Source organism: Pseudomonas sp. JL27(2026), assembly GCF_056933555.1.
In genome coordinates, this window is record NZ_CM167794.1 from 2685645 (window position 1) to 2699561 (window position 13917).

Annotated in this window: 13 protein-coding genes and 2 pseudogenes; 4 read left to right on the forward strand and 11 right to left on the reverse strand. The window is 59.8% G+C overall.

The window, feature by feature from the left end:
• Positions 1–40: 40 nt before the first annotated feature.
• Entirely contained in the window at positions 41–844 is an 804-nt protein-coding gene (locus AC1Z1G_RS12245; protein WP_483627264.1) for a MipA/OmpV family protein, read from the reverse strand.
• Positions 845–1179: 335 nt separating this feature from the next.
• Here AC1Z1G_RS12245 and AC1Z1G_RS12250 point away from each other — a divergent pair, with 335 nt between their 5' ends.
• Positions 1180–1329 (forward strand): hypothetical protein, encoded by a 150-nt coding sequence (locus AC1Z1G_RS12250; protein WP_483627266.1) that lies wholly within the window; start codon positions 1180–1182, stop codon positions 1327–1329.
• On the opposite strand, the gene AC1Z1G_RS12255 is transcribed toward AC1Z1G_RS12250, so the two are convergent.
• The 5 genes and pseudogenes from AC1Z1G_RS12255 to AC1Z1G_RS12275 form a co-directional block, all read right to left on the reverse strand.
• Complete coding sequence (locus tag AC1Z1G_RS12255) at positions 1311–1733, reverse strand: hypothetical protein (protein ID WP_483627267.1); 423 nt, start codon at positions 1731–1733, stop codon at positions 1311–1313. The genes AC1Z1G_RS12250 and AC1Z1G_RS12255 overlap by 19 nt on opposite strands.
• Before the next feature lie 246 nt (positions 1734–1979).
• Positions 1980–2414 (reverse strand): DUF1801 domain-containing protein, encoded by a 435-nt coding sequence (locus AC1Z1G_RS12260; protein ID WP_483627269.1) that lies wholly within the window; start codon positions 2412–2414, stop codon positions 1980–1982.
• Positions 2415–3038: 624 nt separating this feature from the next.
• Positions 3039–3281: pseudogene (locus tag AC1Z1G_RS12265) on the reverse strand (surface-adhesin E family protein); the annotation flags it as partial.
• Positions 3282–3973: 692 nt separating this feature from the next.
• Positions 3974–4669, reverse strand: a complete 696-nt coding sequence (locus AC1Z1G_RS12270) for a hypothetical protein (RefSeq protein ID WP_483627271.1) — start codon at positions 4667–4669, stop codon at positions 3974–3976.
• Between the two features lie 169 nt (positions 4670–4838).
• Complete coding sequence (locus tag AC1Z1G_RS12275) at positions 4839–5735, reverse strand: DMT family transporter (protein WP_483627273.1); 897 nt, start codon at positions 5733–5735, stop codon at positions 4839–4841.
• A 91-nt stretch (positions 5736–5826) separates the two neighbouring features.
• Here AC1Z1G_RS12275 and AC1Z1G_RS12280 point away from each other — a divergent pair, with 91 nt between their 5' ends.
• The 3 genes from AC1Z1G_RS12280 (at position 5827) to AC1Z1G_RS12290 (ending at position 8639) form a co-directional block, all read left to right on the forward strand.
• Positions 5827–7158: an aminotransferase-like domain-containing protein gene (locus AC1Z1G_RS12280; protein WP_483627275.1), complete on the forward strand. Its 1332-nt coding sequence runs from the start codon at positions 5827–5829 to the stop codon at positions 7156–7158.
• Between the two features lie 109 nt (positions 7159–7267).
• Positions 7268–7843, forward strand: coding sequence for a GDP-mannose pyrophosphatase NudK (gene nudK, locus AC1Z1G_RS12285; RefSeq protein ID WP_483627277.1), 576 nt, complete (start codon positions 7268–7270; stop codon positions 7841–7843).
• 88 nt (positions 7844–7931) lie between these two features.
• Complete coding sequence (locus tag AC1Z1G_RS12290; RefSeq protein WP_483627279.1) at positions 7932–8639, forward strand: DUF533 domain-containing protein; 708 nt, start codon at positions 7932–7934, stop codon at positions 8637–8639.
• 97 nt (positions 8640–8736) lie between these two features.
• Here AC1Z1G_RS12290 and AC1Z1G_RS12295 read toward each other — a convergent pair.
• The 5 genes and pseudogenes from AC1Z1G_RS12295 to AC1Z1G_RS12315 form a co-directional block, all read right to left on the reverse strand.
• Positions 8737–8958: pseudogene (locus AC1Z1G_RS12295) on the reverse strand (Ada metal-binding domain-containing protein); the annotation flags it as partial.
• Positions 8937–9548, reverse strand: a complete 612-nt coding sequence (locus AC1Z1G_RS12300; RefSeq protein WP_483627280.1) for a DNA-3-methyladenine glycosylase family protein — start codon at positions 9546–9548, stop codon at positions 8937–8939. The pseudogene AC1Z1G_RS12295 and the gene AC1Z1G_RS12300, both read right to left, overlap by 22 nt.
• Positions 9549–9733: 185 nt before the next feature.
• Positions 9734–10534, reverse strand: a complete 801-nt coding sequence (locus AC1Z1G_RS12305; protein WP_483627282.1) for an isocitrate lyase/PEP mutase family protein — start codon at positions 10532–10534, stop codon at positions 9734–9736.
• A gap of 81 nt (positions 10535–10615) precedes the next feature.
• Entirely contained in the window at positions 10616–11656 is a 1041-nt protein-coding gene (locus AC1Z1G_RS12310; RefSeq protein ID WP_483627284.1) for a DMT family transporter, read from the reverse strand.
• Between the two features lie 142 nt (positions 11657–11798).
• Entirely contained in the window at positions 11799–13691 is a 1893-nt protein-coding gene (locus AC1Z1G_RS12315) for a hypothetical protein (protein ID WP_483627285.1), read from the reverse strand.
• Positions 13692–13917 lie beyond the last annotated feature (226 nt).

Genomic DNA, 13917 nt, shown 5'->3' on the forward strand with positions numbered 1-13917 from the left:
TTTTACACTCGCCGCCTTATCCGTCGCCGCTACCGAAACATCAGAAGCTGTATTTCACTTGCCCGGCCAGTGACGTCTGCAGGCGCTGCTCGACAATCGGGCTGTCAGCCGCCTCCTTGCTCAGGTGCTGCACCGCCAGCACGGTGCTGAACTCTGTCTGGTCATTGATCGGCAAGGCCCAGGTCAGGTTGGCGCCACGGCTGACCAGCCCACCGTGGGTGTCATGGGCCCGGAACCGGCTTCGTGCTGCCTGGGCGTCGCTGACGCCATACCAGGTACGCATATAGTCCGCGTTGCCGAACTGACTGTTGAGGCTGCCTTCGAGGTTGCCATAATCGCCTTCGTACAGGCGCGTGCTGACGCTCAGTTCCAGGCGGCTGTACGCTGAATCGGTGTCGTGATTGTCGTTACTCTTTTTCAGTGCGTGTTCCACCGTCGCACCCAGCACCATCGCGCCGAGGGTGTAGTGGGCGCTGACACCCAGTTGCGCACGCGACTTGATCGAACCCATCCCCTTCAAATCGTCCGAGCCACCCAGTGTCGACTTGCGATCCTTGCGCGTTTCGCTGGGCCCGACGTAGGTGCTGAACGCCAGGTTGCCCCATTCGCTTTGCCAGCCCAGCCCTCTCGAGGTATCGAGGAACACGCCGTAGGGGCTGACAATCTCGCCGCCCAGCAACGGGGTGACGACACGTTCATCGCTGCCGCTGTAGCGCGGCACGCTGGCGGCGCCGCCCTTTACGCTGTAATGCCAGTCTTCGGCGTGCAGGTAGTCGGTCGTAGCCAACAAGCATAAAGAGGTGAGTGACAGGCAGAACGTTTTGGGGCTGATCAGGGTTTTCATGGAGGGTCAAAGACTCAGGTTGTTGTTGGGTGGGAGGAGGGGAGTCAAGGGGCACTGATGTCATTGATCTGGCGGCCATCTCGCGTGGTATGTGCTCGATGGCGCGTAGTCCCCTTTGTGGACTGTCGGCATGGCAGGTGGCTGACCGTTGCAGCCAAGGCTGCCGAGCAAAAGTCCGAGCATGGGGTACCCAGTCCAATGATGGATGCCGCCATGCTAGGGGAGTGGTTGCGGGCAATCTTTGAGAGCTTTGTCGCGAAACTGTCAAAGACTGTTAAAGGCCGGGGGATTCAAACTCGTCAGGGGTGGATAACTGATCGTCGAAGGTGCTTTCGATGGGCATCTCCAATGCCCGAGCCAGGCGCATAAAAAAATCCGATGCCGGTTCAGGCATCGGATTTTGTTTTTCTGCGGCCAAGGGGCAAGCAATCGTGGCGCCCCCTGGCTTGCTCGATGAGCCGTTCAGTCAGGGTTTCAAGGCGTAACACTGGTTGCGCAGGTCGCTGTCGCTGATACTCCCGCAGCTACCGCCCTTCTTGGCGTAGCACAGGTTGCGCTGGTCACTGTCGCTGATGCTGCCGCAACCACCATTGCCGGTTTCTGCATAGCAGGCATTGCGCAGGTCCGAGTCGCTGATAGAACCACAGCCACTGCCGCTCTTTTTGGCGTAGCAATAGTTGCGCTGGTCACTGTCGCTGATGCTGCCACAACCCCCATTGCCGGTTTCTGCATAGCAGGCATTGCGCAGGTCGGAGTCGCTGATAGAACCACAGCCACTGCCGCTCTTTTTGGCGTAGCAATAGTTGCGTTGGTCACTGTCGCTGATGCTGCCGCAACTGGCATAGGCATACCCGCTAAGCATCAACAACATCGCAATGATTACTCTCATCACACACTTCCATGATTTGCCAGGAAACAGCCTGACACTGCTTGATCCAAGGTGATTGGGCGCTGTAGCGCGCTATCAAATTGACATCAATTTGCAGAAAAGTTCCATGACAGAGGGTGAGGGTACGGGTACAGGACCCTGACCGGTTCATTTACTCACTGGAGCGCCTTCGGGTGCTTGATCCTGGCCAAAAGCGCCTCCGCTTCCAGCGGCCAGCGAGACCCGAGCAGAGGTTTGCAAGACCACTTATTCAGTCGGTTTTCTGCGCGCGCTCGCTCGTACGGACGTATTGAGATCTACGGCCGCTCGAATCAACGCTTTTAGCGCGGCCTCATCAATTTTGTCGCCTTCATGGAGATCAATCGCACGTCGAGTGTTGCCTTCGAGGCTGGCATTGAAGAGGCCTGAAGGGTCCTCCAGCGAGGCGCCCTTGGCGAAAGTCATCTTCACGGCGTGCTTGTAGGTTTCACCCGTGCAGATGATCCCGTCGTGTGACCACACAGGAACGCCTCTCCATTTCCATTCCTCGACGACTTCGGGGTCGGCCTGTTTGATGAGTGTCCGGGCCCGAGCGAGCATCTCGCCTCGCCAGTCACTCAGGTCCTTGATTCTCTCGTCGATCAACTGAGAAGCAATGCCTGCCGCTGCTTCTTCCTTTGCGCCGATCGGCTCATTGTTCATGGTGGTTGTTGCCTCCGTCATGAGGGTTATCGCTCGTTCACCATCTGAGACTGACCGCTGCTTCACGTCCTGAGGCGGTCAGTCAATCTTGCCCGTCGATGAGTGTAGAAGTGATGAGAGAGCCCGGACAGCGACGACCAACTTCTCGTCAGATAACCGGGCGGCCTCTTCATGGCGTGCGCATTAGCCCGCACAGGGTCTGGATGGCACCCGGCATGGACTCTGCTGAGGTGTTACCAAATCCCATTAGCAGACCGTGGCGCACGTTGGTTTGTGGGGGGCTATGAAGAGCCCGGGACCAACTTGTCGCGCGTGTGCTGCGAGTGCCAGAGCCTGTAAATTCAGCGAGTAGCGGTCTGGCTACCACCCTGGTTGATGCGCGGGGACGTGAAATGGCATGGATCACCTTTTTGGTAACGTTGACCAATATTACGCACTTGGCTTGGGCGGGCATTCCGGGGGCTGCTTGTGGGATTGATCGTGCATGTTTTGACCCATGCAAAGCGCTCGTGTTGAGCGCTTTTAAATCGTGTCTACTCTCAATATGGCCGCCATCACTCAGGCCAAAAAACTGCACGTATGGTCTGAGTGATTCAGTACTCAGTCCGTCGGAGCTCTATTAAATCACTCTGTACTTGTGTCCTCAGCCGTTGCTGCGCTAAGTCTGGATGCGTCGATCGCGCAAACCATGTCACGTATTACCCCTGTGATGGATTGTCTTGGAAAGGGCTTCCATTGAGCGATATTTGATTTTTTTACCACCGCTGTACCCATTGCAAATGGTTTGGAAAAATAAGTACGACTAATATTGGTCGACTCGTCTCGCTCGCAGTTTATTACCGTAGTAGCGCGTGAGCTGTAAATGGTTGGTTTTTGATCGTGTTCGCGCTAGGTGCCTAACTCAGTCTATCCCCGAAGGAAAGTTATGGGTCGATTGCAGTCACTACACCATAGATTTCAATCGACCCAAAGGTGATACAGAGGAGAGGGGGGACCAGCTAGCACTCCTTGGGTGCAGGTACGGGGAAGGTCGCTCGTCACAAAGTGTGTTGCTGGAGTTACTGGAAGGTTCCAGCGTGGCAACAGAAAAGAAATCCATCTTTAGTTGTTTTCGGCACCCCAGGTTGACGAAGTTTTTCCTTCTGGCTCAAGGAATGTCATAAATCCTCTACTACATGAACTACCACATCAAGAGAGTCGTCTTTCAGGACTCGAAAGAATTCATTCTGCGACCTGCTGACGAAGAAAACGGAGCCTGGCTGGGTTTCTGCGGGCATCGAAAAGCAAGGAGATAGTCGGGTTTTAATGCTCTCCGGATACATGAGGGAGAATTCATCGCTTTGTCTGCTGATCGAGCCGACCTCTCCGGTACAGATGATGTTTAACGATGTAAAGCGAGTCTTGCTTATATCGAGAGATAAGCGGGTTTTGGCCCCGGATCTACACTTGCGAATGGCGCGTGAGATAGCGTTGAAGTCTGTCGGGGTGCCATATAAGTGGGCTTCGGTCTTTTCTAATTTTAAGTACATACAACCTTCAGCTGGTTACTCTGCGGTGGATTACTGCTTTATATCCTCCACCAGTTTACCGATCACCAGATCAGACACGAGGGTAAAGGCGGTGCGCAGGGCTTCGGGATCAGTTGCGTACTGCTCCGGGGTATAGGCCGTGGTGTTAGTGTCATTGAATACCGAAATGGTTGCGAAATTGCGCCAGACTGAACTGCCATTGCGTTTCATGAAACCATTGGCGCCAATGACCGGGTAAAGCACGGTGCTGAAGTTCTTCAAACAAAGTCCCCACTGCAGGATCATGATTGTGACCTCGGCGTCCGCGTCCTCACCTTCAGCGACGACGGTGAACAAATGTTCTCGTGTCACCCGGTCTTCAAAGCTTTTGCGAACCAGCTTGCTCAAGTCGATGTCGTGGGTTTGCATATTCGTCAGGATTGCGCGAGAGATATCCATTGTCGCGACATCAGCCAATTTGCTTCCCGCTACTGAGCCTGCCCCGGTCAAGGCGCTTGTCCCGGTGCTCGAAACACCGGATGCCATTCCAGTAGCCGCTCCGGTACCGGCACCCAAGCCCGCCCCCCACGCCTGATTCATGCTCGTGTATTTGAAGTTGTCTACCGCCACATACACCGGAAGAACTTTTATGGTCTTGATCTGCTTGCGGTCTTCAACACTCAGACTCTTGGTTGCACACCCGGAAAGCAAAGCGAGCGCACACATTACCGTTATTAGCTTTTTCATCGGTGGGTAGGCCAACAGTTTAGATGAAGGGCATATCGCCCCCAGGCCAGTTTTCTTGAGCGCTGAAACTACCGCAGGTTTACGAAGACACTCTTGTCACATGGCTTGCCGATCTCCCATTTGTCTTACTCTTACTGGCCTTCCTCACGTTGTTGACGCCGCTGAGTCTCTACTTCGCAAACCTCTTCGCCCCGGCAACGCAAAGAATCACCGCAACAGTCACCCCAAGCATGCCGATGCTGACGGGTTCGTGAAGCAAGGTGGCCGCCAGCGCCAGGCCAAAGAATGGCTGTAGCAACTGAAGCTGGCCGACGGCGGCAATGCCTCCCTGGGCAAGGCCGCGATACCAGAATACAAAACCGATCAGCATGCTGAAGAGCGACACGTATGCCAGGCTGAACCAGGCAGGCGGGCTGATTCCTGCGAACGAAGAGGGTGCCAGGAACCCGCTCAGTGGCGCCACGATGGGCAGCGACAGCACCAATGCCCACGAAATCACCTGCCAACCGCCCAGCGTTCTTGAAAGCTTCGCCCCTTCGGCATAACCGAGGCCACAGGCAATGATTGCCAGCAGCATCAGGATGTCTCCCTCGGGAGAAGCAGCCAGGCCCTGGGAAACGGCGAATGCCACGACCATCAGGCTTCCCAGGACCGAGAAGAACCAGAACGCAGGTCGGGGACGTTCGCCACCGCGCAAGACGCCAAATGCGGCAGTGGCGAGTGGCAACAGACCGAGGAAGACAATGGAGTGCGCGGACGTCACATGCCGCAGCGCCAGCGCCGTCAACAGTGGAAACCCGATCACCACGCCCATTGCCACGATGACCAAGGGTAAAAGCTGGTGTCGAGCGGGACGTTTTTCCTTGAATAGCAAAAGCATGCACAGCGCCAGCACGCCGGCGATGGTCGCGCGGGCAACGGTCAGAAAGACCGGGTCAAACTCCAGAACCGCCACCCGTGTCGCCGGTAGCGAGCCGCTGAAGATCAGGACACCGATGAACCCATTGATCCACCCGCTCGTGTTCTTTTCAAGCGTAGGGGTGTTTAGTTGCGAGGTACGTTCCATGGCGGGCCACACTCAATTGGGGGGTTGCATGCAGCGGAGCGTATGACCGAATATCAAGACAATCAAAATATTGTCATGGATACATCTCGACATGCCTCGCTCCCGGTACAAGTCGCTGGTTGACACCTTTGCCGCCGATATCCGCTCCGGGCGTTTGCCGCCCGGCACACGCTTGCCGACCCACCGTCACCTTGCCGCCACAGAAGGGCTGGCCCTGGTCACCGCCAGCAGGGTCTATGCAGAGCTTGAAGCCATGGGGCTGGTCAGTGGGGAAACGGGGCGCGGCACGTTTGTCCGGGAGACGTCCTTGTCTCCAGGGCTTGGCATAGACCAGCAAGACGTTGCAGTCGGGATGATCGATCTTAACTTCAACTATCCCGCATTGCCCGGGCAGGCCGAACTGTTGCGTCACGCTTTGCGCCAGCTCGCGCTGTCCGGTGACCTGGAGTCCCACCTGCGCTACCAGCCGCATGCGGGGCGCCTGCATGAGCGGGCATCGGTCGCGCGTCACCTGCGTACACGCGGGCTGACAGTGCCTGCCGAGCAGGTGTTGATCGTCAGCGGTGCCCAGCATGGGTTGGCGGTGACCCTGATGGCACTGTTGCAACCCGGTGACGTCATCGCGGCCGACGCGTTGACTTACCCGGGATTCAAGGTGCTGGCCGAAACGCTGCGGCTTGAAGTGGTGCCCATTGCGGCAACGGACGAGGGGCCTGATCTCGATGCCCTCGAAACACTCTGCCGCAGCCGCTCGGTGCGCGCTGTTTACAGCATGCCGACCCTGCACAATCCGTTGGGCTGGGTGATGGCGGCGGATCGGCGCGAGCAGCTCGTATCGATAGCGCGCAAGCATGAACTGTTGATCATTGAGGACGCGGCGTACGCGTTTCTGGCGCAAGAGGCGCCGCCACCGTTAGCTGAATTGGCGCCAGAACGGACGGTGTACGTTTCAGGGTTATCCAAGAGTATCGCCACCGGCTTACGCGTCGGATTCGTTGCCGCACCGGCCCCCATGGTGGCGGCCCTGGAGCGCACGATCAGGGCGACCACCTGGAACACGCCGGGGGTGATGACCGCAATCGCCTGCGCCTGGCTCGACGATGGAACCGTCAGCCAACTGGAAGCGCAAAAACGTGCGGACGCACAAGCGAGGCAGGCCATGGCCAGCGATGTGTTGGCAGGGCTGCGATACGTTCACCATCCTTCTTCCTACTTTCTCTGGTTGCCCTTGGGGGAGGATGCCAGGGCTGACCAGATCGCGATGGCGTTGATGCGCGAACACATTTCGGTCTCAACCGCCCAGCCTTATGCGACTTCTGTCCACGTACCGCATGCGATCCGGTTGGCATTGGGGTCTGTGGACACAGACACGCTTCGACAGGCGCTGATGAAGGTGAAGCGGATTGTGGGTGCTTACGTATAGCTGCGGTTTGCGTATGAAGTGCCTTAGGCGGCTCGACCATGGAAATAGCCTTGACGGTGCTCGATTTCAAACGAGATGCTGGCCCCCACTCACTGAAAAAGGATGTGCAATGAACTCCGGTCCTGTTCGCATCACGGCGCAAGAAACCCTCTCCGACAATTGGTATGTGCTCAAGAAGTTCAGCTTCGACCTGCGCCGTCGTGATGGCAGTTGGCAGGCGCAAACCCGCGAGGTGTATGACCGCGGAAACGGGGCAACCATCCTGCTGTTCAATCGCGAGCGACGTACGGTGTTGCTCACGCGTCAGTTCCGCATGCCGGCGTACGTCAACGGGCATGACGGCTATCTGATCGAGACTGCCGCAGGGTTGCTGGACAACGCCAGCCCCGAGGAACGCATTCGCAAAGAGGCCGAGGAAGAAACCGGCTACCGCGTCGAATCCGTCCAGAAAATTTACGAGGCGTTCATGAGCCCTGGGTCGGTGACCGAGCGGATTCATTTTTTTATCGGCGAATATCAACCCCACGACCGGGTCGGCGACGGCGGTGGCCTGGCGGATGAGGGTGAAGATATCGAGGTGCTGGAACTGGGGTTCGAGCAGGCCATTGCGATGGTGGGCAGCGGTGAGATCGCCGATGGCAAGACCATCATGCTGTTGCAGTATCTGGAGTTGCGCCTGATGTAATCCGGCGTCAGCCAGACGGCGGTGGCGCAATGGTGTGCACGGGCTATTGTTGGCTGTCTGAATGCCGGTTATCGACGAGGGGCTTGCCATGAACACCAGCGATTTGCTTGAACAATTACTGCGGGCCGGCCAGGCCTCGATGACTCAACAAGGAAACGCTTCTGCACAAGGTGGGCTCGGCGGTCTTGGCGGACTGCTCGGTGGCCTGATGGGCGGCGGTGCGGGTTCGGGTGGCGGCGCTGGCCTGGGGGGATTGTTGGGAGGCCTGCTGGGCGGTTCGTCTGGTGGCGGCACCGGGCAGTCGCGCGCGGGCGGCACCAACTACGCCGCGCTGGCGTCACTGGGTATGATGGCGTTCCAGGCCTACCAGAACTGGCAGCAGCAACAGGCATCTGCGCCGCAGCAGGCATTACGCACCGTGGATCAGTTGTCCGGGCCAGAGGCGGATGATCACAGCCATGCAATTTTGCGGGCCTTGATCGCGGCGGCCAAGGCTGACGGCCGGATCGACGATCAAGAGCAGCAGATGATCAGCGCTGAAATCGGTCGACATACCGACGATCCGCAACTGCAGCAATGGCTCGATGAGGAAGTCGCCCGGCCCCTGGACGCGGCCGATGTGGCGCAGTCTGCTCAGGACCCGGCCATGGCTGCGGAAATGTACCTGGCCAGTGTCATGCTGGTGGACGACCAGCAAGAGGCCGAACGCACTTACCTGGACGAATTGGCCGGTGCGTTGAAGCTCGATCCGCAACTGCAACTGCACCTGGAGCAACAGGCCAAAGGTGGGGCCTGATGGCTCCGCGCTCCAAGGGCCCGGCTGGGCGGTGAGGGCGTATGTTTGAGTGTTCAGCTTTCCACTCGGCGTAGGCCTTGGCCATGCACACCGCACAGGGTCGGTAACCTGCGGCGCGGGCGGTGGCCTCGTCCTTGAAGAACACCCGATGGGCCACGTAGCCGCCGCGAGCAATGGCACGCAGGGCGGCCGGGCAGTCGAGGCGGCCATAAATGCGTGAGCGCCGATGACCGCCGACTGTCCCGTGCTCGGCGCTGTGTATCGGCTGGCCCTGAGCGTCAAGCAGTGCATAGTTTTTCAAGGCTTTGGCACTCGCCACAAATACCAGGCCGCCACGGTCCGATAGGGGCTCAAAGGCAGGCCGATTTCGATCATGTGCTTGCGGCTGGGCGTCTGCGCCAGGCCTTTGAGGCGCCGGTAACCGTCACGCACGCCAAAGTCGTCGGCGGGCAGGATGTCCAGGCGTTCGAGGGTGTAGATCAGCAGCATTTCCACGGTCCAGCGCCCGACACCGCGCAACGCGGTCAGGCGTTCGATCAGCGCTTCATCACTCATCGCCCGCGCCGTTGCATCGTCCGGAACCAGGCCGTCCAGTGCACCTTGGGCGATGCCCTTCAGGGTGGCGATCTTGCCTGCGGAAAAACCGCAGCCGCGCAGCACGTCAACCTCGGTGGCCAACAGGCGTTCGGGTGTCGGGAACGGCATCTCGGGAAACAGCGCAATCAACCGCCCCAGGATCGCATCCCCGGCGCGGGCGTGAAGTTGCTGATAGGCAATCGCCCGGACCAGCGCTTCATAAGGATCGCGGGCCGGTTTGGGCTGATGCAGGCACGGGCCGATGGCCCTGATGTGCCGCGCCCAGTCCGGGTCGATGGACGCCAGGAACTCACTGGCGTGGTGATAAGGCATGGGGGCTCCGGGCCGCAGTGGGGAAGTGCGGACAGGTTAGTGACCTGCCCGCAGGATGGCACCCGGCCTCTTGCGCTCAAACTCGATGGAGCGCCAGGCTCTGTACGGAAACTGCCTGCGTGTCGATCATGCTGCGTTAAAAACAGGCTTGCCTGATCGCCACTCGGCGACTTCTCGTACAGACCCTAGGGCGCCATCAATGCGTTCAATTCGCCGTAACTGAAGGCCTTCAGGTGCTGAGTCTCAAGTTGCCCGCTCTGCAGAAAACCGCTGGCCAGACTGCCCATGGCGCCGTAGAGAAATTCGGCAATGCTCGACCTGGCCGTCAACCGGCGAACGCCCAGGGCTTGCAGGGCTTGTGGGGAGGGTAAGTTTTCGCGGGACAGCAGGTTCACCGGCAGCGACGTGCCGCAGCACAACTCGGCAATCTCGGTGGGCTCACTCATGCCGGCCGCAAACAATCCGTCTGCACCCGCCGTCTGGTACTGCGCGGCACGCTTCAAGGTTTCGGCCAGACGCGCTTTGGCGGGCACCAGGTTTTTCAGGTAGACGTCCGTGCGTGCGTTGATGAACAGCTTCACGCCCCGAATGTCGGCCACCTGGCGGGCCGCTTCGATCTTGCGGGCCAGCAGGTCGGGCGAGCCAGCGCCGTCTTCAATGTTAACCCCCACGGCCCCGGCGCTGATCACTGCTTCAATGACCCTGGCCACCTGTTGCAGATCGTCCGAGTAGCCGGCCTCGATGTCCACGGTCAGCGGCACGCTGATGACGCGGGCAATCGACTGCAAGGTGCTGCTCAGCAAGGGCAACGGCAATTGATTGCCGTCCTGGTAACCGTGGGACCAGGCCACCGCCGCACTGCTGGTGGCCACGGCCTTGCTGCCCCGTTGCTCGACCAGGCGGGCACCGCCGGCGTCGGCCACATTGGGCAGTATCAGCAAACCATGGTGATGAAGGGCATGAAAAACGCTGTCGCTGGTATCCATCGCGGGTCTGTCCTTTTTGTGTAAACCATGAGTCATGAGGTGAGGGGCAGGGTGTTGCCGGAATGTGAACACGTTCAGCCGTCAATGTCGGTGGCGGTGGTGAATGTCCGGGAAGTGCGCATGGCTGTGGCGCAGTGCGGCATGCTGGTGGGGATGGCTGTGAGGTTCGGTCCCGTCCCATTCATCGGCATGTTCGTGTTGATGGTGTTCATCGTGTACATGGCGATGCTCATGGTGCAATGGGTCGTGTTGATGCTCGTGAGCATGGTTTTCGCGCAGGTGAATCCACACCCCCACGCCCATCAGCATGGCGGCCAGCCAGAATGCCCATGATGCCGGCTCGCCCAGCAGCAGGATTGACAGGGCGGCGCCAAGAAAGGGGGCGGTCGAGAAGTAGGCCCCGGTGCGTGCGGTGCCCAAACCTCTAAGCGCCAGCACGAACAGCACCAGGCTGACGCCGTAGCCCAGAAAACCGAGGAGTAACGCCGGGCCGAGTGCTACTGCGTCGGGGAGTCGGGCACCGAGAAAGATCGCCAGCGAACAGTTGACCGCACCGGAAACCCAGCCTTTGGTGCCGGCGATGAACAGGGCGTCGGAGGCCGATACCTTGCGGGTCAGGTTGTTGTCGATGGCCCAGCAGGCGCAGGCCACCGCCACCAGCAATGGCCCGGTCCAGCCCAGCGCCCGGGTCGAGTCGTGCGGCCAGGCGAGGACGACGCCCCCGGCGACAATGGCCAGCATCCCGGCGACAATCCGCCGGTCGGCGTTCTCCTTGAACACCAGCCAGGCCAGCAACGCGGTCAGCACAGCTTCCAGGTTGAGCATCAGCGACGCGGTTGAGGCGGGGGTCAGGGTCAGGCCGACCATCAGCGCAACGGGGCCGAGTATCCCGCCGAACACAATGGCGCCGATCAGCCATGGCCACTCCGATGCTTTCAGGCCGCTGGGGCTCCATTGGCGGTCACGGATCAATCGGCAGAGGGTCAGGCCGATGCCGCTTCCCAAATACAGAAGCCCGGCCAGCATGACTGGGGAAAACGTGGCACCCAGCAGTTTGGCCAGCGGGGTGCTGGCGCCAAACAGTGCGGCGGCGGCCAAGGCGAAAAAAATGCTCAGACTCACGGCAATGTCTCAAGTTATCGGCGAGTGTGGCTTAACCATGCCATGAAAGAGGGCCGACGCGACAGCGTCTGATGGCCCTCATTGAGGGAGTGGCCAAGCGTGCACCTGACAATCGCGTGCCGGCCTGCCGTGCGTGGGTGTTTTAACCAGGACTGCCGGGTTGCCTGGCTATCGCGGCACGAACAGCGGCGGGCATTTCACAGTGGCCAGCGTGATAGCGGGGCGCCTGGCCTTTGCTTTCAAGCAGTGCCGGACGCACAGGGGAGGGCATGGAGGCATCTTCCGGGCACTCCAGCGCGGTCATCAGGACGGCGCCGTCCCGGTTGACCCACTGCTGAGGGAAGTAGTCGCCTTCGCCGATACGCGTAGTGCTGCCGTTGAGCTGAGCTACGGCCTGGGTGTCGATGCTCCCGCGCCAGGTTTTGAGCAGGTTGACGGTGGCGTCTTTCCAACTGCCGATAATCTTTCCGTTCACGTCATGCAGGCTCAACACATCACCCTCGGACACGGGACGGCGACTCCAGACACGGTCCGGGCCCCAGAAGATAATTTCGTAGTGCACCGGTGCCAGCACCTCACGGCCCTGGTTGTCCATCAGCCCGTAGTAGCCGTTGCGCAGGAATATCATGCCTTGCGGCGAAACACTTTGCGTGTACTCAAAGCCCTCGCCGACGAAACGCGACGCTGCAACGTTGTAGGCGCGCAGCGCCTCATCCATCTCGACCAGCAACAGGCTGCCATCGCTGGCCACGTCCGTGATGCGACTGCCTTGGGGCAGAACATGCTTTTTCAGCTGCGAATCGACCCAGACACGCGGTGTTGTTTCTCCCGGCAGCACCCCGGTAAGGCCCGGCCCCAGTGGTGTGAGTTCGTGCACTTGGGCATCTGCGAACAACGGTTGGGCACGGCAATTGACGACTGAGTAGAGGTTGTCGGTGCCGACAAGGTAACGGTCGGCATGGCCTTCCAGGGCTCGCCAACTGTCAGAGCCGGGGGCCGTGATTGGTCGCCCCTGGTCGTCCACCAATCGTTCATTGAAGGTGGGGCGTTTGTCGCTGACTCGCCAGGTACCGGGGCACATGTCATGCGCTCGAACGGCTTTCGGCACGGGGTAGAACGTCCCGTCGCGGTGCATGAAACCGCTCACCTCAGTTTCCGCCAGGACGTTTTCCCCATCACTGGCCAACTGGTAAGCGGTGACCCACATTGGCCATTCTGGCGAGGTAATGCTCGTTTCAGGAGTACGAAAACGGCCTCCGTATTGACCGGACGCGTATACGTGGTTGTCGAGCGGTTGGCCCAGGGCGTCGAGCTTGCGCCAGGCGTTGCCCCAGCGCCCCAGCCATTGCCCATTGTCGAGTTCACGTAGTTCGTCTGCCTTGAGCGTCAGCGCGACCTTGCCGTCTTCGTCGCGCAGGGTGCAGGGTTGCTCCGGGTCATAGCTGCAGATCAGGTACAGCGCCCGGTCGCTGAAGGGGCCGGAGGCGCGCATTTCTTCTCTGACATTGATGCGCATGCGCTCACGACCGCGCCAGTCGAAAATGACTTCATCACCGTCGCGCGGCATCCAGCTGACACGTCCGGGATGGGGGGTGGCCTTCCAGTCACCGAACCCTTTCTGCCAGGCAATCGGCAGGCTGCCATCGGCCGCCATCAGCGCCGTTCCCTGCTCCGACCAAATGGGCCAGAGTGGTTCTTTGGCCGGGTCGGCGGGGTTGCGCTCTAACGGTGGATCCTTGACTTCGGTATAGCCTGCTTGCGCCAGAATCCGCCCGCTATCGTCAAACCACACTGACGTTTTGGCCTCGTAATCGACCGCCATCCAGCGATTGGCTGCCAGGTGCTCCGGCTTGCTGTTGTCCAGGCGCAGTACGCGGCCCTGGGTGTCCGCCACACCATATTGGGGGAAACCGCTGGCATAGAACTCGAACAGCTCCGGCTCAACTTCCGGTGCCGGGGGTGGCATGCGGTAAACGACGGCGATCACGCCCGCGACGGCGACAAGCCCCAGCGTGATGAACGGCCAGCGCTTCATGAGTCGGACTCGGCGTTGCCAGGGATCACGGTTACCAAGATTATGAGGGAGAGGTGCCGGTCCATTGTCGTGTCTTTGCATCCTTGCGGGGCTGTCGGCCCCTGTTCGGGGTTGCTGAAAGTGGGGGGCGCCAGTGTGCGCCGCAGGGCCGCTGACCGGTGACGATAGTAACCGCCCCAGGATCGCACCGACAGCCTGACCGGCCGTGTACGGGGCAGTTTTCTTC